Source organism: Nonomuraea sp. ATR24, assembly GCF_041950485.1.
In the GTDB taxonomy this organism is placed as follows: Bacteria; Actinomycetota; Actinomycetes; order Streptosporangiales; family Streptosporangiaceae; genus Nonomuraea; species Nonomuraea ceibae.
Map to the genome: position 1 here is coordinate 461064 of NZ_JBGNUU010000002.1, position 26060 is coordinate 487123.

General features: G+C 70.2%; 23 protein-coding genes and 1 pseudogene. 14 read left to right on the forward strand and 10 right to left on the reverse strand.

The window, feature by feature from the left end; genetic code table 11:
- Window positions 1-47 precede the first annotated feature (47 nt).
- Window positions 48-2327, reverse strand: a complete 2280-nt coding sequence (locus ACBI99_RS06115; RefSeq protein ID WP_375071830.1) for an alpha-N-acetylglucosaminidase — start codon at window positions 2325-2327, stop codon at window positions 48-50.
- Between the two features lie 38 nt (window positions 2328-2365).
- Window positions 2366-3652 (reverse strand): MFS transporter, encoded by a 1287-nt coding sequence (locus tag ACBI99_RS06120; RefSeq protein WP_375071831.1) that lies wholly within the window; start codon window positions 3650-3652, stop codon window positions 2366-2368.
- Between the two features lie 291 nt (window positions 3653-3943).
- Here ACBI99_RS06120 and ACBI99_RS06125 point away from each other — a divergent pair, with 291 nt between their 5' ends.
- From ACBI99_RS06125 to ACBI99_RS06165, 9 genes and pseudogenes are all read left to right on the forward strand, one after another.
- Window positions 3944-4135 carry a ferredoxin gene (locus ACBI99_RS06125; RefSeq protein WP_219501861.1) on the forward strand — a complete coding sequence of 64 codons (192 nt, stop codon included), beginning with the start codon at window positions 3944-3946 and terminating at the stop codon, window positions 4133-4135.
- Window positions 4136-4165: 30 nt separating this feature from the next.
- Window positions 4166-5344, forward strand: a complete 1179-nt coding sequence (locus tag ACBI99_RS06130; protein WP_375071832.1) for an NAD(P)/FAD-dependent oxidoreductase — start codon at window positions 4166-4168, stop codon at window positions 5342-5344.
- A gap of 16 nt (window positions 5345-5360) precedes the next feature.
- Entirely contained in the window at window positions 5361-6578 is a 1218-nt protein-coding gene (locus ACBI99_RS06135) for a cytochrome P450 (RefSeq protein WP_375071833.1), read from the forward strand.
- A gap of 40 nt (window positions 6579-6618) precedes the next feature.
- Window positions 6619-7539 (forward strand): hypothetical protein, encoded by a 921-nt coding sequence (locus tag ACBI99_RS06140; RefSeq protein ID WP_219501867.1) that lies wholly within the window; start codon window positions 6619-6621, stop codon window positions 7537-7539.
- A gap of 110 nt (window positions 7540-7649) precedes the next feature.
- Window positions 7650-8564, forward strand: a complete 915-nt coding sequence (locus ACBI99_RS06145) for an AraC family transcriptional regulator (protein WP_357586342.1) — start codon at window positions 7650-7652, stop codon at window positions 8562-8564.
- Between the two features lie 78 nt (window positions 8565-8642).
- A pseudogene (locus ACBI99_RS06150) lies at window positions 8643-8903 on the forward strand (transposase); the annotation flags it as partial.
- Window positions 8904-9121: 218 nt separating this feature from the next.
- Window positions 9122-10792 carry a YncE family protein gene (locus tag ACBI99_RS06155; protein ID WP_375071834.1) on the forward strand — a complete coding sequence of 557 codons (1671 nt, stop codon included), beginning with the start codon at window positions 9122-9124 and terminating at the stop codon, window positions 10790-10792.
- Window positions 10793-11177: 385 nt separating this feature from the next.
- A complete protein-coding gene (locus tag ACBI99_RS06160; RefSeq protein ID WP_375071835.1) occupies window positions 11178-11300 on the forward strand; it encodes a hypothetical protein in 123 nt (40 codons plus the stop codon).
- A 255-nt stretch (window positions 11301-11555) separates the two neighbouring features.
- Window positions 11556-12407, forward strand: coding sequence for a BTAD domain-containing putative transcriptional regulator (locus ACBI99_RS06165; RefSeq protein WP_375071836.1), 852 nt, complete (start codon window positions 11556-11558; stop codon window positions 12405-12407).
- A gap of 84 nt (window positions 12408-12491) precedes the next feature.
- On the opposite strand, the gene ACBI99_RS06170 is transcribed toward ACBI99_RS06165, so the two are convergent.
- The 7 genes from ACBI99_RS06170 to ACBI99_RS06200 form a co-directional block, all read right to left on the reverse strand.
- Entirely contained in the window at window positions 12492-13196 is a 705-nt protein-coding gene (locus ACBI99_RS06170) for a sulfotransferase family protein (protein WP_219501875.1), read from the reverse strand.
- 20 nt (window positions 13197-13216) lie between these two features.
- Window positions 13217-14257, reverse strand: a complete 1041-nt coding sequence (locus ACBI99_RS06175) for an endonuclease/exonuclease/phosphatase family protein (RefSeq protein WP_364172850.1) — start codon at window positions 14255-14257, stop codon at window positions 13217-13219.
- 136 nt (window positions 14258-14393) lie between these two features.
- The gene (locus tag ACBI99_RS06180; protein WP_375071837.1) at window positions 14394-15302 is read right to left on the reverse strand and encodes a lysylphosphatidylglycerol synthase domain-containing protein; all 909 of its coding nucleotides are present in this window, start codon (window positions 15300-15302) and stop codon (window positions 14394-14396) included.
- 38 nt (window positions 15303-15340) lie between these two features.
- The gene (locus ACBI99_RS06185; RefSeq protein ID WP_375071838.1) at window positions 15341-16576 is read right to left on the reverse strand and encodes a glycosyltransferase family 4 protein; all 1236 of its coding nucleotides are present in this window, start codon (window positions 16574-16576) and stop codon (window positions 15341-15343) included.
- The gene (locus ACBI99_RS06190; protein WP_357586329.1) at window positions 16573-17541 is read right to left on the reverse strand and encodes a UbiA prenyltransferase family protein; all 969 of its coding nucleotides are present in this window, start codon (window positions 17539-17541) and stop codon (window positions 16573-16575) included. Before ACBI99_RS06190 ends, ACBI99_RS06185 begins: the two co-directional genes overlap by 4 nt.
- A 20-nt stretch (window positions 17542-17561) precedes the next feature.
- Complete coding sequence (locus tag ACBI99_RS06195) at window positions 17562-18602, reverse strand: NAD(P)-dependent oxidoreductase (protein WP_219501884.1); 1041 nt, start codon at window positions 18600-18602, stop codon at window positions 17562-17564.
- Window positions 18584-20026 (reverse strand): aspartate aminotransferase family protein, encoded by a 1443-nt coding sequence (locus ACBI99_RS06200; protein WP_219501886.1) that lies wholly within the window; start codon window positions 20024-20026, stop codon window positions 18584-18586. The genes ACBI99_RS06195 and ACBI99_RS06200 overlap by 19 nt, the downstream gene beginning before the upstream one ends.
- Before the next feature lie 338 nt (window positions 20027-20364).
- On the opposite strand from ACBI99_RS06200, the gene ACBI99_RS06205 reads away from it, so the two are divergent.
- From ACBI99_RS06205 to ACBI99_RS06225, 5 genes are all read left to right on the forward strand, one after another.
- Window positions 20365-21618, forward strand: a complete 1254-nt coding sequence (locus ACBI99_RS06205; protein ID WP_375071839.1) for a glycoside hydrolase family 18 protein — start codon at window positions 20365-20367, stop codon at window positions 21616-21618.
- A gap of 100 nt (window positions 21619-21718) precedes the next feature.
- Entirely contained in the window at window positions 21719-22096 is a 378-nt protein-coding gene (locus ACBI99_RS06210) for an SRPBCC domain-containing protein (protein ID WP_375071840.1), read from the forward strand.
- 75 nt (window positions 22097-22171) lie between these two features.
- Complete coding sequence (locus tag ACBI99_RS06215; RefSeq protein WP_375071841.1) at window positions 22172-23287, forward strand: sensor histidine kinase; 1116 nt, start codon at window positions 22172-22174, stop codon at window positions 23285-23287.
- The gene (locus tag ACBI99_RS06220; RefSeq protein WP_375071842.1) at window positions 23278-23922 is read left to right on the forward strand and encodes a response regulator; all 645 of its coding nucleotides are present in this window, start codon (window positions 23278-23280) and stop codon (window positions 23920-23922) included. The genes ACBI99_RS06215 and ACBI99_RS06220 overlap by 10 nt, the downstream gene beginning before the upstream one ends.
- A 176-nt stretch (window positions 23923-24098) precedes the next feature.
- Window positions 24099-25610 carry a serine hydrolase domain-containing protein gene (locus ACBI99_RS06225; RefSeq protein WP_375071843.1) on the forward strand — a complete coding sequence of 504 codons (1512 nt, stop codon included), beginning with the start codon at window positions 24099-24101 and terminating at the stop codon, window positions 25608-25610.
- Here ACBI99_RS06225 and ACBI99_RS06230 read toward each other — a convergent pair.
- Window positions 25586-26023, reverse strand: coding sequence for a winged helix-turn-helix transcriptional regulator (locus tag ACBI99_RS06230; protein WP_375071844.1), 438 nt, complete (start codon window positions 26021-26023; stop codon window positions 25586-25588). The genes ACBI99_RS06225 and ACBI99_RS06230 overlap by 25 nt on opposite strands.
- Window positions 26024-26060 lie beyond the last annotated feature (37 nt).

A 26060-nucleotide genomic window follows, 5' to 3' on the forward strand; every position in this document is an offset into this window, starting at 1 on the left:
ATGGTGGCAGTGTTCGACTCGATCGTCCGACAAGAGTGTCGGTCACTTCACGCGGTTTCCGGCCGCGTGAACCAAGTCTGCCGCAACGCGGCCTCGACGCGTTCGGCGAAGCCGAGCACGGCGGTCGCCGCGGAGACGGGGTCGCCGGACGCAACCGCCGCGAACTCGACGTCCGGCTCCACCCAGTCCGCCGCGAAGCGGTACCAGTCCACCGGCGTGGTCGGTTCCGCGGTCAGCGCCTTGCGCACCTCGGCGAACCACCGCTCCCAGCGCGAGCGGAAGTAGCCGCCCACCAGACCCGCCCAGCTCCGGGTGGCGTATTCGGTCAGCACGAACGAATCCTCGTAACCCCAGCTCGTGAGGAGCCGTTTGGCCTCGGTCGCCAGCCGCACGGATTCGTCCGGCGTGCCTCCCCACCGTCTCGCGTCGGCGACCCAGCGCCCGAGCAGGAAGTTCTCGTCGGTTGAGAGGACCGCGTCCTGGACGTCGACGCCGTCGAGGAAGAGCGCCACCAGGCGGTCGTACTGGTCCAGGTCCTTCGCGTCGGCGGCCTCGGCGAGGGCCGGGAGGACGCGTCGCGCCTCGTCATCGACCACCTGACGAGCGAGGTCGACGAGATCGAACCGGAATCCGGGCGTCAGCTCGGCGGGAGCGCCGGACAACATCAGACGCAACACGGGCACCAGCGCTCCGGCCGGATAGCCGAGTGCTCGCGGACCCACCGTGCTCGCCTGGTTGGCGCGCAGGCTCGGGACGGCCGCGATCACCGAGTCGGTGCCCGCGTAGAACTCGAACTCGATGCCGTCGATCGCTCCGGCGACCTCGTTGTCGCTCATCGGAAACCACGACCCGGTGGGAGCCGCGTGGGCGGCGGCATCGACGGCCGTGCCGGACAACGCCGTGCTCCACTCCGCGGGCGCGGGAGCCGGGCCGGCGCCCCGCCACGACGCGTACGCGGTGGCCAGCAGGATCCGCCAGGCTTCGCGCAACTCCGGGCGCGCGGTGCCGTACCGGGCCGCCGTCCACGACGCCAGCCAGCCGTCCAGCTCGATCCGGTCGCGCTGCCACGCCACATCGTGGAAGAGGTCCCAGACGACCGGATTGTTCCCGACGCCTTCCGCCATGTTCGCGAGCCCCGTCAACCGCCGCGTACCCGCCCTGCCGAGCTTCGCGGGGGTTTCCGCGATCGCCGCCAGGTCGCCGTACAGCGACGTCCGGCCGCCGTAGTTGGGCAGGATCCCGTACACCCACGGGGTGTCGTCGAACGCGTCGAGCCGCTCCCAGGACTCGCCGGTCAGGTCGATCACGAGGAGATGCTCGCGGTCAACGGCGTCGAGCAGTTCGCGGCGCGGGTTCCCGACCCACGCCTGCAGGACCCAGGTGTAGGCGGGGTCGGCCCGCCGCATTCCCGCCTCGACGCCGCGGGCGGCCTCGGCCAGCGGCACGCCGCCGGACTTGCCGCCCTCGTGGAGCAGGTCGACGGCCCACATGCCGCCCGCGTCGAAGAGGCGGCGCTGCTCGGCGTAGAACGCGTCCGCGACGGCGTCGTAGTGCGGCGTGTCGCAGGCCAGCCAGTCCGGGCGTTCTGGGCCGGCCATGTCGAGGAACCACTTGCCCTGCGGGATCGTACGGGCACCGGGATTCCGCTCGGCGAACCCGCGCGGCACCGTCCCGCTGAAACCGGGCAGGACCGCCCGCATTCCCAGCTCGCGCATGCGGCCCAGCACCTGGCGGGCGAGCTCGGCACGGCGTTCGATGAGGTCGAGACTCGTTCCATCGCCGAAGTGCTCGATGTTGTTGAGCCACTGCCATGGCTGGTGGGACGGCGGGGCGATCCAGGCGAGCAGTTCGTCCTGCCGGTAGCCGAATTGCTGGAAGGTGCTGAGCCACACCGCCTCCTGCCCGAGGGTGAGCTGCACGGTGTTGACTCCGCTCGCCGCGAGCAGGTCCAGTTCCCGCTGCCACTGGTCCCAGTCGAAGTACGGCGTCGTGTACCCGCCGACCGTGATGTTGTGCGCGAGGCGGATGGGGTATCCGCACCGCATCTCGATCGGCGCTCCTTCGATGAGCTCACCCGAGATGGGCCGGACGCCGAAACGCGACACGCTGCCGAGACCCGTCCGCCGGGCGTACGCGGCGTAGGCCGACACCGCTGCCACGACGTCGCTCGCGCGGATCCGCAGGCGGCCCCCGGAGGCGTCGACGGCGAAGGCCGAGTGATCTCCAGGGACCGTCATCGGCGAGATCACGATACGGTCGGCCGGCAGCCCGCTGAGGCGGGAGATCGCGGCGACCGCGGCCGTGAACGAGACGCTGTCCGTTGACATGAAGTTCCATCCTCCTGGTACGTCAGGGGCCGGGGCGATCATTTGTCCACGCGCTGGGGTCTGACCCGGAGCACCGTGAGTGATCCGAGGAACGCGAACACGCCGCCCACGACGAAGAGCGCGGGATAGCCGCCGAGCCTCTCCACCGCCAGCGCGGCGGCGAAAGGCGCGATGACCTGGGGCGCGGTGAGAGCGATGTGGAAGACACCCAGGTCACGACCGGCGTCGCCGGTCTTGGGCAGCACGAGGGTCGCGAGGGAGAGGTCCACGCCGAGGAACGCGCCAAGGGCGAATCCGCTCAGCCCGGCCTGGACGAGGAACATGGTCCAGCTCGGCGAGAACAGGGGCAGGACGATCGAGGACGTGAGGAGCAGGGACGAGATCAGCACGAAGCCCCGGTGCCGGCCCAGCCGATCCACGAGCGGTCCGGCGATCAGGGTGCCGATGGTGAGGAACACGATGCTGGTCGTCTGTGCCGTCGCCACCGCGGCGGTGGGCGTGAGTCCCGCCGGCAGCTCGACGTAGTCCTGAAGGATGTACAGGCCGAAGCCGAAGACGATGTAATAGCCCATGTAGATGACGGCGCGGGAGACGAACACCCAGCGATAGTCGCGATCACGCAGACTGCTGAACATCGCCATGAACTGCCGCCCGATAGGCGTCCGCTCAAGCCGCGGATCGTCCAGCGCCGTGCTGGAGCGGTCGCGGACGAGTATCGCGGAGATGACGGACGCGATCAGGAAGAGGCCGCCGAGGAGCGCGTAAGCGACCATGGGCGAGCCGGCCAGCGCCGCACCCAGTTGAACGCCGATGACGCCGCCCACGGGGATGCCGACGCCCTGCACGGTGCTGGCGAGTCCGTGCCGCCTCGGCGGAACGCCCTCCGGGATCGTGGCCAGGATGATGTTGAGGCCGATGTTGATCGTGGCCTGGATCAGGAAGGAGCCGATCACCAGGCCGGTCACGGTGGAGACCGCTCCGGTGAGTACGAGCGCGGCCGCGGTCGTGACGCCACCGGCGAGGATCCACGGCGATCGGCGGCCCCAGCGGGTTCGCGTACGGTCCGACATCAGTCCCACCAGCGGCGGTATGCCGAACGAGGCGATCGCGCTCACGCTGGTGACGAGGGCCAGGGTGGCGACGGCATCATCGCCGGCGGCGGACCTCACCTGCGTGGGCAGGAGCACGGTGAGGGCGGCGTTGTTGGCGGCGTAACCGAAGACGTTCACGAGGAACATCGCGGTGAGGAGCGGCGCGATGCGTCTCAGGGGCGCCGGGGCGGCGGCGGTCTCGGTTCCGCTTCCTGTCGCGGGATAGGCAGTCATGGGGGGTCCTCTGTTCTCACGTCACGGCTCTGAGACGGGCGATGCCGATGAGGCCCGCCGATCAGACGTGTGTTCGCTCACCTGCGGTTGATCGCTTTCAGGCGATCGAGCACGGCGCGCTCACAGGAGGTGAGCATTGGCGCTGCGGCCGAGAGAAGCCAGCAAATGCCATGAAAGTACCGGAATCGGTCAATAACGGCGTGGCCGCTGCGGCGTGTCTCGGCGATCGTGGTGGCACCGAGTCGCCGGCGGCCCGGAAACCCCCGGGCACCCGTTCCAGAGAGGTTCGATATGGATGTCACCGTCAACAAGCCTGCCTGCGTGGGCGCGGGCCAGTGCGCCCTGGTCGCCGGAGAGCTGTTCGACCAGGACGACGACGGCATCGTGATCATGCTGAAGCCGACGATCGGTCCCTCCGACGAGGCGACCGTGAGACGCGCGGCGACGTTGTGCCCGGCTCGCGCCATCAGGATCGCGGAGTAACAGGGGATGCCATCTGGTGCGCGATCAGAGGTGCTCATCGTCGGCGCGTCGGTGGCGGGGCTGTCCACGGCCGGAACGCTGCGTGACGAGGGCTTCCCGGGCGGAATCACCATGATCGGCGATGAGGACGCGCTGCCGTACGGCAGGCCCCCGCTGTCCAAGCAGATCCTGTCCGGCGAGTGGCCGATCGACGAGTCCGCGTTGTGCACACCGGCTGAGCTGGACAGACTCGGCATCAGGCTCGTACGGGGAACGGCAGCGGTGTCACTCGACCCTTCCGAGCGGGTCGTGACCACGGCCTCGGGTGACCACATGCGCTACGGCACCCTCGTGGTGGCCACCGGGGCATCCGCCCGCCGGCCGCCCTACGGCGACGGCCTCGGGGGCGTCCACTGTCTTCGTACCCGCGCCGACGCCACGGCCCTGCGAGCGGACCTCGCCACAGCCCGGCACGCCGTCGTGGCAGGCGCGGGCGTCCTGGGGTCGGAGATCGCCGCCGGCCTGCGCAAGCTCGGTCTCGCGGTGACCCTCGTCGGACGGTCACCGGAGCTGCGCCTCGCGCAGGCGGGCGCCTTGTTGTCGCCGCTCATCGCGCGACTGCACCGCGAGCACGGCGTCGATCTGCGACTCGGTGAGGAGGTCGTCGCGCTCCGCGGCGCAGACCGGGTGTCGGCCGCGAGGTTGTCCGGCGGCGACGTCATCGAGACGGATCTCGTGGTCGCGGCCATCGGATGCGTCCCCAACACCGGCTGGCTGTCATCGAGCGGGCTCGACGTGTCCAACGGGGTCGTCTGCGACTCCGCGGGCCGTGCCGCTCCCGGCGTCTTCGCCGCGGGCGACGTGGCGGCCTGGACCGACCTCGCAACGGGGATCCCCGCCCGGGTCGGGCACCAGCTCAACGCCGCCGAGCAGGCGCAGATCGTCGCCCGGACCATCGCCACCGGCGCCGTACCCACCGCGCAACCGGTCCCGTTCTTCTGGTCGGAGCTGTTCGGCACCAAGATCCAGGTCTTCGGGCGCTGCGACGGTGTCTCGCTGGACACGATCGCGGGCGACACCTCGTCGGGACGCTTCGTCGCCGCCGTCCAGCGAGACGGAGTCGTCACCGGAATCGTCGGGTGGAACATGCCGCGCGACTTCCGTATCGCCCGGGAGCGGGTCGGCCGTCCGGCCGAAGGTCTCGACCGATCAAGACAACGTGTTCACTGACAGGAAGGTAGCGATCGTGACGGACTCGCTTTCCACCACACCCGACACCACGGCGGCGGGCTGCCCGTTCCACACCGCCGTCACCATGCCGTTCGACGGGACGCCGCAGCGGCCGTCGTCCCGCTTCGCCGAATGGCGGGCACAGGCTCCGGCGACGCGGATGAAGGCGTCCGACGGAAACGTCGGCTGGTTCGTGACCCGGCACGCCCTCGCCCGCGCCGTGCTCGGGGACGCGAGGTTCAGCCAGCAACCGCAGCGGTTCCCCCTCGGGCCGACCCGCTCCTTCGGCCACGCGGACGAGGACGCGCTGCGCTCGATCGCGTCCGGAAACCTGCTCTCGCTCGACTCGCCGCAGCACGTGAAACTGCGGCGGGCGGTAATCGGCCGTTTCTCCGTCAAGTCCGCCCAGAGCCATAGAGCGGCCATCGCGGCGTTCACGGGGAAGCAGCTTGAGCGATTTCTCACCCACGGCTCACCCGCGGACCTGTACAAGCACTACGCGGAGCCCGTGTCCGTGTTCGCCCACTGCCGCGTGCTCGGGATCCCCGATGACCACATCGAGGGGTTCACGGCGGCCTACGTCGAGGAGGCGCCGCTGGACCTGATGTTCGGCTTCGTCCGGACACTGCTCGACGTCAAGAAGGACGACCTCGGAGAGGACGTCGTCAGCGATCTGCTGCGATCCGAACTCTCACGACACGAGATCGAGGGAATCCTGACCCTGCTGATGGCCGCGGGCCGCGACGCTGTCGCGCACATCATCGCGACCGGCGCCGCCCTGCTGCTCTCCCGTCCCGCGCAGCTTGAGAGGCTGAGATCCGAGCCGGCCCTGATCTCGACCGCGGTGGAGGAGTTCGTCAGGTACGGCGGGATGTTCGTGTCCGTCTTCCCCAGGACGGCGACCGAGGACGTCGTCCTTGAAGGCATGCGCATCCGTAAGGGTGAGTCGGTGTGGGTATCGCCCGCGGCGGCCAACCGCGACGAGAGACGCTTCGCGAACCCCGACGAGTTCGACGTCGGCCGCGACGCGTTCGGGCACCTCGGATTCGGATACGGGACGCACGGCTGCGTCGGGCAGCAACTGGCGCGGGTGGTGATCGCCGAGGCGATCACCCAGCTGGTCGCGGGTGTGCCCTCTCTCACGCTCGTGTCCGCAGAGCAGGACGGCCACCTGCCCTTCGCGGGCGACCTGCCGACCTACCAGACAGGAGCGGTGTTCGTTGCGTGGAAGTGAGCGCCGGGACGCGGCGGGCGGCACCGCGTCCGGCGGGACGATGCGCTGGCAGACACTTCCGTCCGGGGTACCGGCGAGCACGGAATGGTCTCATTCCGGCATAGCGCTGGATCGGGAGGGGAACCTGTTCTGGGCGCACCCCGGCGGCGGGGCGGTTCTGGTCCGGCGAGCGCTCGACGGCGGTGTCGAGCAGATCGAGGTGCCCCTGCTCGAAATCCACGGGATCAGCTACGACCCTCGCCATGGAGGTGCGCTCTGGCTCGCGGATCCGGGTTTCAAGCCGCGACCGCCGGACTACGACGTCGAGGCACGCGAAGGCCGCGGTGGCCGCCTCGACCTCAGGACGCGACAGTTCACCGCGTTGAGCCGGCCGTCGCACCCGGCGTACGCGAAGGATCCCTGGCGGCCCACCTCCATCGCGGTCGACGGGCCGGCCGTCTTCGTCGCCGACGGCTACGGCGCGAGCCTCGTCCACCTCTACGGCGACCGCGGGCACGAAAGGACCATCGACGGCTCCGAATCGGGGCTGCCCTTCGCGTGCCCGCACGGCCTCGTGATCACCGAAACGGATCGCGGCCGGGAGTTGGTCGTGGCCGACAGGGGCAACCGGCGGCTGGTCACCTTCGGGCTGGACGGCGCATACCACGGCACCTTTACCCACCCCGGGCTGAGGAGTCCGACCTGCCTCGCCGTACGAGAGCGCGAACTCATCGTGACCGACCTCGACGGCGCGCTGACCGCGGTGGACCTGGAGACGGGCGCGCTTCGGCACATCATCCCGTTTCCCGCCGCCGGCAAGAGAGACGGCTGGCCGAACGCCCGGCGCGGCGGCACCCTGAGCCGACCCGACCTGGTCGAGGGCACGCTCAACAGTCCCCACGGCGTGGCTGCCGGGCCCGACGGCTCCATCTACCTCACCGAGTACGTCATCGGTGGCCGCGAGGTCCGGCTGACGCCGTAGCCGGACGGCGAGAGTCCGGGCCCCAGGGCCACGACGGGTGAGCCGGCGCGGCGGCTACGCTGAGTGGAGAGCACGGGGGACCGGGCTGCGCGAAAGAAGGACCAGGGTCAATGCGTATCGTCTATGAGCATCTTGAGCCGGAATTCCCGGTCAACTGGCGCTACACTCGGTTCCAGGAGCCCCGGCTGGATGCTTACTGGCATTTTCATCACGATTACGAGCTGACCTACATCCTCAACGGAAACGGCACCCGCCTGGCCGGGAGCTCGGTGGAGGAATACCGGCCCGGAGACCTTTCCCTGTTCGGTCCCGATTTGCCGCACACGTACGTGTCGACGCCCGAGAGCGAGCCGATCGAGGCGATCGTCGTCCATTTCACCCGGGATTTTCTCGGCCCGGAGTTCTTCGACTCACCGGTGTTCGGAAACGTCGGGCGCATGCTCGACGACTCGCTGCGCGGCATCCACTTTCCTGACGTGGTCCCCCCGCTCGCGGGCCTTGACCGGCTCGCGGCCCCGGAGCGGACGGTCGAGCTGATCAGGATCCTCGTCATGCTGAGCCGGGCGCCCTACATCCTGCTCGCGACGGGACGGAGCCCGTCCGTTCTCCACCACGGCACCGCGCTGCGGATCCAAGCCATGATGAAAGTGATTCATTCCGGTTACACGGCCCGGTTGTCGCTGGACGACATCGCAGCGGCGGCGCACATGAACGCCAGCGCCGCCAGCCGGCTGTTCTCCCGCAGCACCGGTTTCACCGTCTCCCACTACGTGAACCTCGTCCGCGTCAACCGGGCCTGCCAGTTGTTGCGCGACACGGATCGCTCGGTTTCGGTGATCGCCGCCGACTCCGGATTCGGGAACCTCTCCAATTTCAACCGCCGTTTCCGCGAGCTCAAGAACATGTCGCCCCGTGAGTATCGCGCGAACTTCCGGGTCGAATGGGAGGCGGTCGGCGGCAGGGACCTCCGCGGCGTCCGGGTGGATCTGCGCGAGCTCCGCAGCCGGCGTGGGAGCCGTGTTTAGGCGCCCGGTCCCGGGCCGCTCCAGTCGGCCGTGCCATCGACCCCGCACGACCGAGAAGCGTCACGAGCCCATCGAACCCTGCTGATGCGGCTGCCGCTGCCGCCGCTGCGGATCCCGCGCGTGCTGGGGGTCGATGACTTCGCGCTCAAGCGCCGGCACCGGTATGCCACCATCCTCATCGACGCCGAGACGGGCGAGCGGATCGATGTCCTGCCCGGCCGCGGGGCCGAGGTCCTGGAGACGTGGCTGTGCTCCCACCCGGGGGTCGCGATCGTCTGCCGCGACGGGCCAGGCGCCTACGGCGAGGCGGTCCGGCGTGCCCTACCGGATGCGGGGCAGGCCGGCCGGCCGCGCTCCTCGGCTCGCACATGTCCAGCCCTTCGTGGCGCTGGTGAGCCCACTGGGCCTGTCGGCCGGCTTTGCAGGCATGTGCCCTGGCGGCGACACCGCGCCACCGACCCCCCGTACGAGGTCCGCACGGTCTGAGATCGCACTGGACGGTGATGATCACGTATGCGAACATGAGTTCGACAATTTCCCGCCTGAATGGAGTGCATGTGCGCTTCTCCAACTCTGGCCGTGCTCCTCTCTCCCACCGATTAGTCGCCCTGGCCGGCTCCCTGTTCCTGGCGGCGGCCCTGCTCGTCGCCCAGGCGCCCGCCGCCTCGGCCGCCGACACCGTCACCGACCTCGGCGTAACCGCCGGCAGGGGCGGCGACGTGGTAGGGCACACCGGCAAGATCTTCGTCGCCGCCGACGACCGGATCGTGGTCACCAAGAGCGACGGCACGCTCATCGACACGATCGGCGGCCTGTCCGGCGCCCTGGCCCTGTCCGTGGCGGACAACGGCAGACATGTGTACGCGGCGCTGCGCGACTCGCATGAAGTGATCGAAATCGACATCGCGACGCTCGCCATCACCAGGCGGGTCGACCTCAGCGCCTACCCGTGCCCGTCCACGCTGGCGCAGGCGTACGAGCGGGTGTGGGTCGGCTACGGGTGCGGCCAGGCGGGGGCCGGAGGCGTCGTCGCACTCGAGACGTGGAGGCCCACACCCGCCCTCGTGCCGGTCGAGTCGGGCACGACGCAGCCTCCGCTGGTCGCCGTCGCCGGGCGCACGCTGGCAGTGGGAGAGCCGGGCGCCGGCCCTGCCTCGATCAGGCTGTACGACGTCGGCACCGCTCCGGCCACCCCGCTCGGCGAGATGCGCGCCGGCACGGCCCTGCGGGACCTCGCGCTCGCCGGCCACGGGTCGACGGCGCTGTCGGCGCTGGCCGACACCCACCGGTTCGACGCCTGGGACACGACGACCAGAACCACGACACGCGCGTACGACAGCGGCGAGCTGAGCGAGCACGGCCTCCCCGCCGCCGTCGCGGCCAGCCAGGACGACGACTACGTCGTGGGCGGCTGGAACTCCACCGCGGGCGACGCGGCGGAGCTCGTGGTGTACGACCCGGCCACGGCGGAGGTGATCTACTCGGCCGGCCACCAGGGGAAGACGCTGGTGCCGGGCAGCATCGCCTTCTACGGCGTACTCACCTACGCGGTGCTGAAGGAGCCCGGCACCGGGCGGATGCACCTCTGGCGGCTGCCGCATTCGCCGTACCACTCCTCCACCCTGACCATGACGGCTCCGTCCGAGGCGACCGCGCTCAAGCAGCTGACCTTCCACGGGCGGCTCACGCTGAGCACCGGCGCGCTGCCCGGCGTACAGACGCTTGAGCTGTACAGCTGGCTCCCCGACGGCACCTCGCGGCCCTTCCGGGAAGTCACCACGGAGGCGGACGGCACCTACCAGTTCACCGACACCGCACCGGCAGGAGGGTCGTACGAATACAGGTTGTCCTGGCCGGGCAACTCATGGTTCCGGAGCAGCTGGGACACGGCTGTCGTCGCGGTGAGCCGGTACCAGCCGGTGCTCACGGTGACCGGCCCGCAGACCGGCACCGTCGGCGAGCCACTCGCCTTCAGCGGAACGTTCGCCGCCGACGGCATCACCTTCCCGCCCGGCGTTGTCCTCGTCGTCCGTACCGTCTCCAATTCCGAGGGCAGTACCTCGAAGAGTTTGGCCAAGATAACCACCGGTGCCGACGGGTCGTTCAGCTTCGCCGACACGCCCGAGACGGCCGGCAAGTACACGTACGTCATCCGATCGGTGGCGAACTCGGCCGTCGAGTCGGCGAGGACCAGCCACGTGATGCTCGTCCGCCAGCCCACCACGTAACTCCGACGGGGTGACGGCGATCCGAATCGCCGTCACCCATGTCATATCGTTGAACCACGAAAACCCCAGCCCGCTCGGGTCTTCCCGCACGAACCGATGCGGGCCGCGCGACCGCCCATCGTTCGGCAGGCCACCGGCGTCGTCCTACGCCAGCTCCGGGCCCGTCATTATGTGGAGTCTGTTCTGTCAAGCGGGGCTATTCGCTATCAGCTGGCCGGTTTCGTGCAGAACCTGGACAATCGCCTGGCGTGATGGGGATTTCCGGGTTCGAGCCGACCTTTCTTGTCGGGCTCGAAGCTGTCCGCGTGCAGCACGGACCGGGCCTTGCCGCGCGATCGCGCGTTTCGTCGAGGACGGGGACTGGTTCGCCGACTGCCCTATCGTCTTGGACTTCGACGGGGTCCGGGTAGAGATCTGCCACTGGAAGTTCGACGAGCTGTCGATCGGCTGGCGTTCTTCAGGTGATGACCTGGCGGACGGCACCCTCGCGGTGGAGTTCGCCGGTTGATCTCGATGACCGGCAGCCGGTGCGCGAGCCCGCGTAGCCGCGTACAGCGGATCGAAATCGGCTTCCCGTAGCATCCGGACATCCTGGACCGACACGGGAGGGGACGATGCAGAACTGGCCATCGCGTTCCACGTCCTGGTGGCGATTCTGCCCTCCATGAACGCCCCGGACAATCAGCCGGGCATCCGCGCAATTAAACACCTTGGACAACCAAAAGGATCGGCACCTACTGATACGCGAAACGGGGGAGGCTGCATGCCAGACGCGCAGGGCGATCGGCTCGAGATCGCCGGGAGGATCGGGCCGGTGGAGTTCCGGGTGTTGGGCGCGGTGGAAGTGCTCAAGAGCGGGGCTCGCGTCAACCTGGGCGGGGCACGGGAACAGACGCTGCTCGGCGCGCTGCTCCTGCATGCGAACGAGCCCGTGAGCGTCGGTTATCTCGTCGAATCCGTGTGGGATCGCCCGCTGGCGTCCCCGGAGACGAATCTGCGGAGTTATGTGTCCAGGCTGCGCCGCCGGCTGGACGCGGTGCCGCATGGCGGGGACCGGCTGCTCACCCGTAGCGGTGGCTATCTGCTCGTGGTTCAGCCGGGCGAGCTGGACGCCGACGTCTTCGAGCGGCTGCTGGACGAGGCCGAGCGCGCGCTCGCCGCGGATGACCTGTCCCGGGCCGTGACGGCGCTGCGGCAGGCGGTGGACCTGTGGCGGGGCGCGCCCATGCAGGGCGGCCGGGCGGGGCCCGCGCTGTGTTCGGAGCTCACCCGGCTGACCGAACGGAGGTTGTGGGCGTTGGAGCGTTACTACCACACGAGGATCCGGCTCGGCGAGCACGCGGCGGCCTCCAACGACCTGCACCGGCTCGTCGCGCATCACCCGTTGCACGAGGAGCTCTGGGCCCTGCTCATCGTCGCGCTCTACCGCTCCGGTCGCCGCGCCGAGGCGCTGGCCGCGTACACGCGCGTGCGGAACCGGCTGGCCGACGAGCTGGGGATCGCGCCAGGGCCCCGGCTCCGGCAGCTCCATGCCGCGGTCCTGCACGACGATCCCGCACTCGCGCCTCGCCGGCCGGCCGACGACCTGGCGGAGCTCAGACCGCTGCCGACATAGCCCTCGGACCAGGTGCGGCCACCCGCCTGTCCGCCACCGCCTGCGACTCGGGAGGGGGCCGCGGATCCCGGCGGCGCCGGTACCTCAGGTGCATGGCCGCGTCCGGCCCAGGAGCAGCGGGAGCGCCCTCCCTCCGAAGCCGCCGCGGCTGCTGCTGTATTCCGCTGTGTCGTTCACCCGTGGGAACGGCTCATCGGGCACCGGCACCTCGAGGAATGCGCAGAGCGGTTTCCAGCCGTCGCGGACGTCGAGTACCAGTAACCGGTCCGCGGGTACGGTCTCCCGGATCTGCGCGGTGTGCTCCTCGAACAGCTCGACAGCGCGTTGCGGCGTCTGCTCGGCCAGGAATCGCAGGGCCTTCGCCTCGTACGTCACCTGAAAGAGCCTGACCAGTGGAGCGAGATCCGTGCCGAACATCGACGACAGGAGGACCGCGGCCTTTCCGGGCAGCGAATCGACGCGCCGGCGTCGCTCGTACAGCGTCTTCCGTATGCTGTCCAGCCAGCGTTCGGGGTCGCGCACCGTGTGGACGACCTTCGCCTCCGGATAGCAGCGGACCAGCCTGCGCCAGCAGACGGAGGCCGGCTCGCCCAGCAGTGATGCATACCCGGTGAGGATGCCTTCCCAGGGCGCCGAGTCGTCCTCGATGATCCGGAGCAGCGGCCGGATCAGCTCCGTCCTGTCGAAGATCGCTCCCGCGCTGAAACACGGGCCGAATCCGAGCCGTACCAGCGCGACCTCGAGGGACGTCGTTCCCGTACGGCCCAACCCGGTGGCTATGACCTGCATCGATGTCTGCTCCTGTCTCGTCACGAGGGACGGGGGACGCCTACGTGGAACTGCTGGGCCAGGTGGTCCGAGAAGGCCCCTCCGCCGGCCAGCCGGTGGTTGGAGACGGCCACGTCGCCCTTGGTGTACAGCCAGTCGAGACGCCACAGCGCGGGCAGCGAGTAGTCGCGGACGGGCCACGTGTGAGGCGCCCCCAGGGAACTCCGGGGCCAGTGCGCCTCCGTACCGGATCCGAGGGGGTAGAGCTCCATCCAGGGCGTGTTGAAGTCACCCGCCACCACCGCCGGGTTGGGGTTGCCCGCGAGGTCCGCGCGCAGCCTGTCCAGTTCCTTGAGCCGCCAGGTGGCCTGTTCCTCGATCAGCCGGGCGGTCTGCGAGGTGAAGACGCCGGAGAGGCTGCCGCGGAAGGGGTTGTCCCCCAGCCGGAAGGGCGTCGGCAAGTGGACGTTGTAGAAGGAGACCGTGCGCCCGTCGATCCGGATGTCGGTGCGCTGGTTCTTCGCCGCCTTCCAGAACCACTGGGAGCCGGTGCCGGGCACGTGCTCATGGTGCGTCGCGACGATGGGCAGCCGGGAAAGAGTGACGAACGTGCTGTCGACGGACAGGTGGTAGCCGGGGAATTCCGCCCGCAGCCGGGCCGACTCGTCGATGCGGAATACGTGGTTGTACGGCGCGGCCTCTTTCGCGTGGAGATATTCCTGCAAGAGATAGACATCGGCATCCTGGCGGCGCAGGAAGGCGTAGAAGTCATCCCTGTCGTCCCACATCTCCCAGTATCCGGTGTTCCAGGCGAACACCTTGATCCCGCCGGAGGCACTGGTGGTGCCTGACCATCCACGGCCGTAACCGGCCAGATAGGCCCCGGCCAGCAGCAGGAGAACCAGGACGACCGAGAGCCAACGGCGGACCGGGCGCGCGAACCACACGAACGCGAGCAGCAGCAGCGGCACCACCACCGCCGTCACCGGAGGAGTGGCCTCGAAGACGGACCACACCCACCAGCGCCCGGCGAACAGGATGAGCAGGACGAGGTACGTGATCCACGCCGCCGTGGCGGCCACGAGGAGCCGTGTCCCCTTGCACCAGCGGCGGCGTGCGCCCGGGGTGTCCCGCGGCTCCCCGGTGTCGTCTCCTTCGGGCGGGGACAGGGACGGATTGCCTTCTTGCGCCTGTGCGTGTTCCATCGGAGCGTGCGTCCTAACTGACCTGTCGATAGGTGTCTGACGGTTTCACCCGGCGGATTCCGGCCAGCAGCCCCAGCACGCCGAGGGTCGCGACCACGTGGCCCAGGGTCGTGATGGCCCGGCTCAGCAACAGCAGGGTGACCAGGTCCGGCCCGCCGAGCAGAACGCCGAAGGTGAGGCTGAGCACGGCCTCGCGCACTCCCAGGCCGGCGGGCGCGAACGACAGCCCTCCGGCGACGGCGCTCAGCGCGAACCCCCCGATGCCCAGCGTCATGGCGGACGCCGCGGGCACCCCGAGGGCGATGCCGACGATCGCCGCGTGCAGGCCCGTGCACCACCATCCGAGGACGCCCAGGGCGATCACCGCCAGGGAGACCCTGCCGGTGGGAAGCGTGATCTCACGCTCGCCCCGTCGCAGTAGCCGCTGGCCCAGGCGGATCAGCCGCCTCAGCAGGGGCGGCGCCAGCATGACCGCACAGGCGCAGAGCACGAGCGGCACCATCAGCCACCATCGGGGACTGTCCGCCACCAGTTGCGGGAGGGCGAGCAGCCCGACCAGGGTCCCGCCGATCGCCGTCATGATCATCATCACCAGGCCCGCCCCGAGAAGCCTGGTCGCCGGCACTCCGACCCGCCGGGCGAGCGTGGCCTGGGTGACGGTGGGCCACATCGCCCCGGGCAGGTAGATCGTCACCCCGGAGAGGAAATACAGCCAGGCCGCGTCGGTAACGGCGAGGCGTCCGCAGGTGCGCGTCACCAGGAGCCGCCACCCGAAGAATCCGGGGAAGTTCGCCATCACGGTGACCCCCACCGCGGCAGCGGCGGCGCCCCAGCCCACGGAGCTCAGGCTGTCCGCGAGGCCATGTCGTACACGCCAGACCTGCCAGCCCAGAAAGACGGCGACGGCCGCGTAGACGGCCACTCTCAGAACCTTGAGAACGCTTTTCGACGAACGCACCGCTATCGCACCATCGTGGTCCGGCGATGCGAGCCGATGACGGAGGGGCGGTCCCGGAGCGGAACGAGCTGATCGAACAGCTCCTCGTACGCCTTGAAGCAGTTCTCCTTGTCGTAGAGCTCCCGGGCCCTGCGCCCGCCCTCCGCGCGCTCTGCCGGGGTCAGCGCCGCGAGCTCGGTGATCGCGCGGGCCAGCGCGGCCGGATCACGCATCGGGACCCGGCGGCCGAACCCCGTTTCCATGACGGGCGAGCGCCCTCCAGGAAAGTCCGTGGTGACCGAAGGGACGCCGGCCATCATCGCCTCGGCCTGCACGATGCCGAAGGATTCCCAGATGGACGGCAGGGCGAAGACGTCGATCGACGCGTAGAAGTCGTCGATCTGGCCTCCTCTCAGCATGCCGAGCATCCGCACCCGGCTGTCGTCGCCGATGAGCGGGCGAAGCCGATCTTCGATTCCGCCGCCGGCCACCTCGATCCAGTCGCCGCCGATCAGCAGCCGGGCGTCCGGGTCGTCGAGCAGCTGGAATGCCCGGATCAGGTATTCGATCCCCTTCTCTTCCACGATCCGGCCGAGGAATCCGATGTGCAGCCCGGGCCCGTCACGATGGTTCGGCTCGGCGCCCCGGCGATCCAGGCACGGCGGCGCGATCCCGCGCCAGTGCCTGCGCCTGATCATGGGCCACAGCTTGGAGCCACGCGCCTGATCGGAGCTGTTCAGTACGACGGCGTCGGCGAATCGCATCGCCATCCACGTGGAACGGCTGACCGCGTTCGTCGCGACCGAGTTGACCACTCCCGGTGGCAGCCACAGGTCGGTGTGGTGCGTGATCACCAACGGCCGGTCCCGCACGCTCAGCGCGATCGGCGCCACTTCGAGCATCGGCACATGCAGGTTGACGATCGCCGACCGGCGAGCGACACGCCGGACAAGGGGCACGAACTGCGGGCTCACCGGCCCCCGCCCGATTCTGGTGCGGACGGGGCTGCGAAAGATCGAGACGCCGGCGCGGAGCTCCCGCAGGGGCAGCGACTCGTCGTGCTGGACGGCCACGACCGCCACCCGGCTCCCCCGCTTGGCCAGCCCCTCCGCCAGCGTCTGGGCATAGATCGTCAGCCCGCTGACGTACGGAGCGTAATAGTTGATGATGATCGCAACGTCGAATTCGTGAGCACTCATGGCAGGCATCGGTTCCTCACCCGGACGCGGCCAGGGCGTGAGTTCATGGCGCGCGTTCATGGCGCGGCGGGATGGTGGCCGAGCACGAACAGGACGCTGAACGCGACCGCCCACAGAGCACAGGCGCACTGCAGGGTGCGGTCGCGCAGCAGGTGCCGCACCGGATCGCCGTCGTTCCGGCTCGTCAGCTGGATCTGCAGGTAGCGGAAGACGATGAAGAGCGCGAACGGGGCGGACAGCGCCATCGCCGTCTGGCCGTGGTCGCGGCTCAGCGAAGCCCCGGTTCCCAGGTACATGAGGCCGGAGATGAGGGCGAACACCGACGTGACCTGCATGAGCCAGCCAGTCAGCTCCACCGTGTAGCCGCGGAGCGCCGGCCGGTGCGCGGCTCCCGCGCCCAGGAGTTCCTGGCGTCGCTTGCCGAGGAGGAACAGCACGGACACGGCCAGCACCGTGACCAGGAGCCAGTGCGCGACGGGTTCGCCCACCGCCAGATAACCCTGGACGACCCGGAGGACGAAGCCCAGCCCCACCGCGCTCAGGTCCACGAGCGGAACGTGCTTGAGAACCAGGCTGTAGGCCACGTTGAGCCCCAGGTACACCAGCACCGGCCAGCTCGGGACGGGGGCGAAGGCCAGCACCGCGCCGAGCGAGGCGAGCAGTCCGGCGCAGTAGAGGTATCCCACCGGCACCGGAATCCGGCCGGAGGCGATGGGGCGGTGGCATTTGACCTCATGGCGGCCGTCCCGGTGCCGGTCGGCGATGTCGTTGCCGACGTAGACCGCGGCGGAGGCCAGCATGAACGCGCCCACAGCCCACGCGATCCTGCCGGCCATCGCGACGTTCCAGGGCCAGGCGTCGATGAGCGCGAGCGGGACGAAGAAGACCGCCTTGACGGAGTGCAGCGGCCGCGCCAGCCGGACGAGGTCCAGGACCCACCGCAGCCGGCCGCCCTCGGCCTGCTCTGCCGGTGAGTCCGGGCGCTCGGAGTTCCTCGGCACACCGGTGGATCCCATGACGTGCATGTCGCAACCTCCGGCCAGGCTCAGAAGAAGACCTTCGCGAGTGACAGTGCGCCCTGCCGCCAGGCATCGCGGCTGGTCCGGCCCGCCCTCCCGGACGACCTGGCCTGACGTTGCTCCTGCCACCACTCGTACGTGCGGAGGATCGCTTCCCGGTTGGACAGCCGGGGCCGGAAGCCGAGCCGGTCACGGGCCTTGTCGATGCTGACGTAGGAGTCGTCGAGCAGTTTGTGGGCCAGCCGCCCGTACACCGGGGAGAGCCGCATCCGCTCCAGGATCCGAAGTCCGGCCAGAGCCGGCCGAGCCGGGAGCGAGACCACCCGCTTGCCGTGTCCCGCGGCGTCGAGCACCGCCTGGAAGTTCTCCCGGACCGTGCCGAACTCCGCGGCCGCGATGTTGTACGTGTCGCCCGCCACGTCCGCCGGAGCGGAAAGGACGCCGACGACGGCCTCCACCAGATCCTCGATGGCCAGCATCTGGTTGCGGGTATTGCCGTCGCCCAGTACGGGGAAGTTGCGCCCTTCCTCGGCCCACTCGAAGAGCATCGCGAACAGGCCCATCCGGCCGGGGCCGACGAAGGTCTTGGGACGCAGGATCGGAACGCACATGCCGTCCGCCCGGTACTCTTCGGCCACTTCCTCCGCCGCGCTCTTGGCCCGCGTGTACGGGTCGACCGGCTCGCGCGGATGATCCTCCGGGGTCGGCACCAGCTTGGGCAGCCCGTAGACGGCGGTGGACGAGATGTGGACGACCCGCTCGACGCCGGCGCGGCGTCCGGCCTCGAGCACACTGCGGGTGCCGTGGACGATCACGTCGTGGATCTGGGCAGCCGGGTAGCTCGGCAGCGCACCGGCGCAGTGCACGACGGCGTCGGCCCCCGCCATCGCGTCGGTCAGCAGCGCGGTGTCGCGGATGTCACCGATCCGCTGCCGCCAGCCGTAGCCGGGGTCGGGCGACAGGCGCAGGTCCACGCCGACGACGTCACGGCCCTGCCCGACGAGATGCCGGGCCAGTACGCCGCCGAGCATTCCCGCGCTTCCGGTGACTACGATCCGCTCGGCCATCGCGGCGCCACCTTCTCCCGTACGAATCGGACGAGGAGCCGCGACAGGCCCTTGGCCAAGGTCTGGTCCAGGGCGTCCAGGAAGTATTCGACATCCGCGGGCTCCGCCACCAAAGGGGGTGCCACGACGAGCGGATTCCGGCCGTTCAAGGTGTAATACGCGTAGACGTCGTGATCATGATATAAGGCGTCGATGACCGAGCAGGTGATCAGTTTGACGCGGAAATTCGGGTCGCGAGCCAGGCCGCTGGGCGCCAATTTGGCGACGAGATCGAGGATGCGCGGCCCGCCGTCCAGGAAGACGCCGTACAGCGCACCGGCGCCGCGCACGTCGGCCACCGCATGACCATGCTCCTTGCGGATCCGGTCCAGACCTGGCGCCAATACCTGCTCGATGTCCCTCGCCCGTTTCGGATAGTCGTCCTCGACGGCGATGTTGACGGCCTCGATGGCGGTGACGCTCTCCTCGCCGAACCCGTAATACGTCGTGCTCGTGCTGAGCAGGAGGGAGTCGGTGAGGTTGTCGTACGCCTTGCGGAACACCGGCTCCCTCGCGATGTATGCAGAAACCGAGGATTTCCCGCCGCCGAACGATTTCGACGTCGTGAGGATGTCCGGGACGAGATCGGGGTAACGCATGAAATAGAACAGGCTCCCGGACTTCCCCCATCCGGTGTAGATCTCGTCGAAAATCAGGATGATGCCTTCTTCGGTGCAGAGATCCCGCAGCCCGCGCAGGAACTCCTCCGAGCACAACCGCATGGTCGACGCGCTGAACGGCTCGATGAGAATCGCGTACACATCGCAGCCGCCGTCCGGCCGGCGGGCCCGGCGGACCGCGTCCCGTACGGAATCGAGGTCGTCGTAGCGAAAGCTGCCGATGCCGGGGATCGTGGGAAAGGCGAAATTCTTCTGCGCCCCGCCGGTGAGGCCGGCGGATCCGAGCAGCTTGCCGTGAAAGCTGATGTCGGCGTGGAGGATCTGCCCTCTTCTGCCCTCATGGTATTTGTACGCCATCTTGACCGCGCCTTCGACGGCCTCGGCGCCGGAATTCGGGAAGAACGACATGTTCAGGTCGCCGGGCAGCAACTGGGCGAGGTTGTGGCTGAGCGCGGCGACGTAGGGCGAGAAATAGGTCTTGTGCACCTCCATGCGCCGCCGGTCGGCGAAGCGGCGGCGAGCGGCCAGGATGCGCGGATGATTGTGCCCGTGGTTGAGAACTCCGACCCCGCCCGTGACGTCGAGGACGCGGCGGCCGTCACGCGTCCAGATCCACGCGCCTTCCGCCCGGTCGACCAGTTCGCGGCCGAATCCGAACGAGGTCATCAGGGACACCTGGCTGCGGCTGACATATTTGCGGTAAAGGTCGTGAACCTGTTTTGCGGTAAGACGCTCACACTCGTCGACTGTGATCAGCTTGGACATGTGGGCATTTCCTTTCGCAGGCGTGAAGACCGCGTTCCCGTCGGTGACGGCCCGCCCTTTTATTGCCTGACCGGCATTCGCAGGATGACAGTGAGGGCGCTCAAATCCCGCCCAACTTCCGCCCAAGACGGGTGGCACGGTATTCATCCGGGCCCGCGCTGCCGGCCCGCCCGGACCCGCCACCGGAGGACGCCGGCTCCAGCGGCCGGGGCGCCTCTTACGCGCCCGCCGGTACCGGCATGCAGCAGCCTGCCGTCCGCCCGTTGACTGGCCGATCGCGACGTCCTACCGTCAGTGCCACTTAAAGGAAAGTTTCCTATAAATTCGGGAGACGTCACGTGAAGAAGGTCCTGCTCGCCCTCACCCTCTTACTCGGCATGACGGTGGTGTCAGCCCCCGCCGAAGCCCACCGCGACGGCTTCAAGAGAGTCGCCTACTTCATCCAGTGGGGCGTCTACGGCCGCAACTACCACGTCAAGGACATGGAAGCCAGCGGAGCGGCCCGCAAGCTCACGCACATCAACTACGCCTTCGGGCTCGTGAACCAGCAGGCCGAGTGCTACTCCTCCGACCCCTGGGCCGACTGGCAGCGGCCCGTGCCCGCCGAGCAGAGCGTCGACGGCGTCGCCGACGCGGAGGGCCAGGCGCTGAACGGCAACCTCAACCAGTTCAAGAAGCTCAAGGCCAAGTACCCCAAGCTCAAGATCCTGATCTCACTGGGCGGCTGGACCGGCTCCGCGCACTTCTCCGACGCCGTCCTCACCCCCGAGTCGCGCAGCAAGCTCGCCAAGTCCTGCATCGACCTGTGGCTGCGCGGCAACCTGCCCGGCCTGCCCGAGGGCGCGGGCGCCGGCATCTTCGACGGCATCGACCTCGACTGGGAGTGGCCCGGCTTCCCCGGCGCCCCCGGTAACGTCGTCCGCCCCGAGGACAAGCAGAACTTCACCGCCTTCGTCGCCGAGCTCAGGTCCCAGCTCAACGAGTACCGGCGCTCCGCCCTGCTGACGGCGTTCCTGCCCGCCGCCACCCGCGTCATCGACGCCGGCCTCGAGGTGCCGAAGATCTTCCGCAACCTCGACTACGCCACCATCCAGGGCTACGACCTGCACGGCCCGTGGGACAAGATCACCGGCCACCACTCCAACCTCTTCAACGACCGCCGCGACCCCAACGAGATCCGCGAGAGCCTCGACCAGACCATCACCTACTACCGCGAGCGCGGCGCCCCCGCCCGCAAGCTCGTCGCCGGCGTCCCCGCCTACGGCAAGGGCTGGACCGGAGTCCCCGCCGGACCCGCCCGGGACGGCGTGTACCAGCCCGCCACCGGCGCGGCCCCCGGCAAGTGGGAAGCCGGTTCCGAGGACTACAAGGACATCCTCGCCAAGCCCGGCAAGCGCTACCGCGACCTCAGGACCGGCGCCGTGTGGCTGTACGACGGCAACGAGTTCTGGACGTACGACGACCCGACGGTGATGCTGCAGAAGGCCGCCTACATCCGGCACAAGAAGCTGGGCGGCTACATGATGTGGTCCATCGACGGCGACGACGCCAAGGCCTCCCTCACCTCCGCCTTGTACAGGGTCCTGCGCTAGATGTACTTGGCCAAGATCTTGTGACTCTCCCTGATCGCGCCTTCCGGCCGCGGTCAGGGAGAGGAGCCACGGCTCCTGCGCTCCTCCGGCTGCGCGATCGGTGTGGCGGTTCTTCACGGACCCGGCCCGCCTGGCGCGCTGGTGGGGGACGGCCGAGCTGGACGCCCGCCCCGGCGGCACGCTGCGGGTGGCGATGCACGAGGGCCCGCGCCCGGTGATGCGCGGCCAGTTCGTGGAGCTCGTCCCGTACGAACGGCTGGTCTTCACCTTCGGCTGGGAGCCCACGCCGGGAGCGCCCGGCCTCGGCCCCGGCGCCTCCCGGGTCGAGGTCACCCTGACCCCCGACGGTGACGGCACCACGCTCACCCTGCGCCACAGCGGCCTGCTCGCCCCGCTGGAGGAGGAGACCGGCGGCGGCTGGGCGCACCTGCTGCCCCGCCTCGGCGAGGCCGCGGCCGCGGCCACGGCCACGGACTGACGGCGGGTGGCGGAAGGCCGGCTGTGCGGAAACCTTCAATGCGGCATCGCCGGCCGGCTCCCTAGAGTCATGAGCATGGACGTGGTACGGGGGGCGGCGCGCGGCATGGCCGGGCTGGTGCTCGGGGCGGTGACGGCCGTGGTCGAGCTGGCGTGGGTCGTCGTCGCGGTGCCGATGCTGGCCCTGCCGGCGACCCGGTCGTGGTCGGTCCGCGGCACCCGGTGGCTGGCCGAGACCGATCGGGTCCGGGTCAACCGCTGCCTGGGCGGCGCGATACCGCCGGGGCCGGCCGGGGGACGCTCGCTCGCGTACGTGGCGGCGCACGCCGTGGTGGGCGGGCTCGGCGGCGCGGTGCTGGTGCTGGTCGGGGTCTGGGTGGTGGTGAGCCGGCGGGCGCTGTCCGGAGGCTCGGGCACGCGGGCCGGGATGAGCTGGTACGACCCGATCACCTGGACGGCGTTCGGGCTCCTCGTCCTGTTCCTGGCGGCGCAGGCGCTGATCGGCCTGGCGGCGCTGGAGCGGCGGCTGGCGGAGTGGGGCCTGGCGCCCAGCGACAGGGAGATGCTGCGCAGCCGCGTCCAGCAGTTGTCGCGGACGCGGACGGAGGTCCTGGAGGCCGTCGACGACGAGCGGCGGAGGATCGAACGGGACCTGCACGACGGCGTGCAGCAGCGGCTGGTGGCGCTGGGCATGCTGCTCGGCCGCGCCGAGCGCCTCGGGGACCCGGGCGCCGCGGCCCCGCTGTTCCGCCAGGCGCGGGAGGAGTCCCGCCGCGCGCTGGAGGAGCTGCGGGAGGTGGCCTGGCGGATCTACCCGGTGGCTCTGGACGACGGCGGCCTGCCGGCGGCGCTGGAGTCGCTGGCCGAAGGGTCGAGCGTGCCGATCGTCCTCGACCTCGACCTGCCGGTACGGCCCGGGCCTGCCGTGGAGACGGCCGCCTACTTCGTGGTGTGCGAGGCGGTGACGAACGCGCTCAAGCACAGCCGGGCCGGGCGCGTCGAGGTCGGGATCAGCCGGTCCGGCGGCGTCCTGCTGGTCCGGGTCGCCGACGACGGCGTCGGCGGCGCGCGGGCCGACGGGCGCGGCCTGTCGGGCCTGGCCCGGCGGGTGGCGGCCCACGACGGCCGGTTCGAGCTCGACAGCCCCGTGGGCGGGCCGACGACGCTGCGGGCGGAGCTGCCGTGCGCGTAGTGCTGGCCGAGGACAACACGCTGCTGCGTGAGGGCCTGACCCGGCTGCTGGGCGAGGACGGCCACGAGGTCGTGGCGGCCGTCGGCGACGGCGAGGCGCTGGTCGCCGCGTGTGACGAGCATCGGCCGGAGGTGGTCATCGCCGACGTCCGCATGCCGCCCACGTACACCAGCGAGGGCCTGCGGGCCGCGCTCGCCGTCCGGCGGCGGCATCCGGGGATCGGCGTGCTGGTGCTGTCGCAGTACGTCGACACCCGCTACGCCGCCCAGCTCCTCGACAGCGACGCGCGCGGGGCCGGCTACCTGCTGAAGGACCGGGTGGCCGAGGTCGGCGACTTCCTGGAGGCGCTGCGGCGGGTGGCGGACGGCGGCACGGCGTTCGACCCGGAGGTCGTCCGGCGGCTGCTCAACCGCGCCCGCGACACCGTGGCCCTGGCCCGGCTCACCCCGCGCGAGCACGAGGTGCTGGCCCGGATGGCGCAGGGGCACACCAACGAGTCGATCGCCGCCCGCCTGCACGTCTCGCGCAGCGCGGTGGAGAAGCACGCCAACGCCATCTTCGACAAGCTCGGCCTCGCGCACGCCGACGGCTACAACCGGCGGGTCCTGGCCATCGTGCGCTTCCTGAACGAGTAACCCCTCCTGACCCGACGACCGGGCGGCCCTGCGAGCCGCGGCCGGTCCCCTCGTCCTGCCCTTTCCGACGGAGCCTGCCCCTTCCGGCGGAGCCTGCCCCTTCCGATGGAGCCTGCCCCTTCCGGCGGAGCCTCCCCCTTTTCCGATGAAGCCTGCCCTTTTCCTATGGAGTGCGTATGAACGTGTTGACCAGGCGGCTCGTGAGCGGTGCGGCCGCGGCCGTGGTCTGCCTCGGCCCGGCGGCCTCCCCCGCTTCGGCGGCGCCGCCGCGACCGGACCCGGCCGCGATCGCCGGCGTGGTGCGGGCCAACCTCGGCCCGGCCCGCCTGCCCGGCGTCGCGGTGGCGCTCGTCAAGGACGGCCGCGTCCTGCACACCGGCGGGTACGGGCACGACGCGCGAGGCGAGCCGGTCACGAGCCGTACGCCGATGCGGATCGCGTCGCTGTCGAAGTCGTTCACCGCCCTGGCGGTGATGCAGCTGGCCGAGGCCGGTCGCCTCGGCCTCGACGATCCCGTGATGCGCCATCTGCCGGAGTTCGCCCTGGCCGACCTGAGAGCCGGGCGGATCACCGTCCGTCACCTGCTCGACCACAGCTCCGGCATGTCGGACACCACGTACCCGGAGGCCACGCTCCCCCAGCCGGACTCACTCCGTCAGGCGGTGGCGGACCTGCGCCACGCCCGGCTGGCCGCCGCGCCGGGCGTGCGGCACGACTACCACAACCCCAACTACTGGGTGGCCGCGCGGCTGGTGGAGGTGGTGAGCGGGGTGCCCTTCGCCGACCAGCTCGACCGGCGGGTGTTCACCCCGTTGCGGATGACCTCGACCGTGACCGTCGGCAACTGGCGGGACCCGGTGCCGAGGCTCGTGGACGGGCACAACCGCTTCCTCGGCCTCACGTGGCCGCGCACCGAGCCCGACCGGTTCGTGGCCGGCTCGGCCGGCGTCGTCACCACGGCCGACGACCTCGCCCGGTGGCTGGCCCTGCACACCCGGGACGCGACGAGCGCGGTCCTGTCCCGGCGCGGGCTGCGGGAGCTGCGCCGGCCCAGCGCGCCCGACGGGCGCTACGCCCTCGGCTGGGACAATCCCGACACCTACGGCGGCCCCCGGCAGATCACGCACCCCGGATCGTCGTTCACCTCGACGGCGACCATGGTGCTGCTGCCCGACACCGGGTACGGCATCGCGCTGATGTCCAACAGCCGGATGCCGCTGGAGGCCGACGTCGAGGCCGTCATGGAGGACCTGATCGCCCTGACCCGGGGCTCGTCCGGCGCGGGCGCCCCGCTGCCGCTGGCCTTCGTCGCCGACCTGACCGCCCTCGCCGCGGCGCTGTCGGTCGCGGCGGCCGGGGCGGTCAAGGCCCGCCGGGCGCGGCTCTGGGCGCGGCGCCGCGCCGGCGCCGCGCGGTGGCGGACGGCGCTCCGGCTGGTGCCCTATCTGCTGCCGTTGCCGGGGTTCGTCTTCCTGCCGCGCCTCCTGGAGCTGGTCACCGGCGGCCGTGACGTCACCTTCGTCCTGCTGTCGCACATCTGGCCGACCCTTCTCGCCACGGCCGGCCTGACCGCCGCGACCGGGCTCCTGGTCCTGGCCGCCCGCATCCGCGCACTCCTGCAGCAGGGCGGCGCGGGCCACGGAGGCTCGCCGCCCGGCCGTGCTCAGCCAGAGGCGCGGGCGGCGTAGGTCTCGCGGTTGGCGAGGACCTCCCCCATGTGCGACTGCGCCCAGCCCCTGAGCCCGCGCGCCATGCGGTGGAGCGAGAGGCCGAGGTCGGTCAGCTCGTAGGTGACGGTGACGGGGACGGTCGGCGTCACGGTGCGGACGAGCAGCCCGTCGCGCTCCAGCGCCCGCAGCGTCTGGGTCAGCATCTTCTGGCTGACCCCGGCCAGCAGACGGGAGATCTCGGAGTAACGCATCGCCTGCGGAGCCGCACCACCCTCGTCAGCGCCGCTGTCGCCGCCCAGCGCGCACAGGATCAGGACGACCCACTTGTCCGAGATCCGGTCGAGCAGCCGCCGGCTGGGGCACTCCGCCAGGAACGCGTTGTACTCCACCTTGGCCTGGGCCCTCTTCTGGGCCGCCTTCATCGTCGTCACCGCTTCGCACCTCTCACCGCTGGGCGAGTTACGCACT